We start from the raw sequence: 1,087 nt of genomic DNA, 5'->3' as shown, positions 1-1,087 counted from the left end.
TCCCATCTTCGAATGCGTCGGTAGTCTGCAGGCGTGCACTGGCTTTTCATCGGGCACTTCGGGCAAGCGCTGCTCCAGTACGTTCGCAGCTCCAGCAGATTGGCACCTTCGAAGGAGGTGTATCGATAGATCGCACGCTGACCCGCTGGACACAGGTACTGATCGTCCCTGGCGATATAGATGAAGTCGGCCCGGTCAAACCGCCCGTCAGCCCTGGCGCTCGATGTTTGTGTTTTCGGCACTAGCGCCGCAATTCCCGCGTCGTCGCAAGCCTTGATTTCCGTTGCATTGAAGTACCCGCGATCGGCTAGCGCCTTGAGCTTCTTCTTGCCCATCGCTTCGCGCGCGGCGTTGGCCATCGGGCTGAGCTGAGCGCGGTCACTACCGACGTTCGTCACTTCGTGTGTCACGATGAGGTGGTGCTTCGTATCAACAGCCACCTGAACGTTGTAGCCCACCACGCCTGTGCCCTTGGCTTGCGACATCATAGAACGTGAGTCGGGATCAGTCAGCGAAACCTGCTTTTCCGGTAAATCATTCAACAGTTCCGCGGCCCGATCCAGATCGCGCATCTGCTCGCGCAGTGTCTCGATCTTGTCCCGTAGCCGTTCGGTTTTCGCTTCCACCTCGACTGGTTGCGTGCGATCAGCCGTCTCAAGAGCATCCAGATAGCGCTGGATGCTTTGCTCGATCTGCTCCTGACGCTTTGCGATCTTGTTGGGCGTGAAGTTGTTATCGCGGCTGTTGACCGCCTTGAACTTGCTGCCGTCGACGGCAACGACTGCTTGCGTGAACAGCTTCAGATCACGGCATATCACCACGAAGCGGCGGCATACATTGCGAATGCCGGCGCCATTGCTGCGTCTGAACTCGGCAATCGTCTTGAAGTCGGGCGCGAGGCGACCGGTCAGCCACATCAGTTCGACATTACGCTGGCACTCGCGCTCCAGACGTCGGCTCGACTGCACGCGATTGAGATAGCCGTAGATGTAGAGTTTGAGCAGCACGGACGGATGGTAAGACGGTCGGCCCGTGATCGCCGGCGTGGTGCCTTCGAAACCCATGGAAGCCAGATCGAGTTCGTCTA

The 1,087-nt window shown here is 58.4% G+C and carries 1 protein-coding gene; it reads right to left on the bottom strand.

Annotated elements, in window-relative coordinates; all coding sequences use genetic code 11:
• Positions 1-1,087 (bottom strand): IS1182 family transposase (locus BBA01S_RS39440; protein WP_027821169.1); only part of this gene is annotated, 1,087 nt, incomplete at both ends.

Origin of the sequence: Paraburkholderia bannensis NBRC 103871, from assembly GCF_000685015.1 — a bacterium.
Taxonomy (GTDB): Bacteria; Pseudomonadota; Gammaproteobacteria; order Burkholderiales; family Burkholderiaceae; genus Paraburkholderia; species Paraburkholderia bannensis.
The sequence above is the reverse complement of the archived record's forward strand: the minus strand, read 5'-3'. Positions and strand labels throughout refer to the sequence as shown.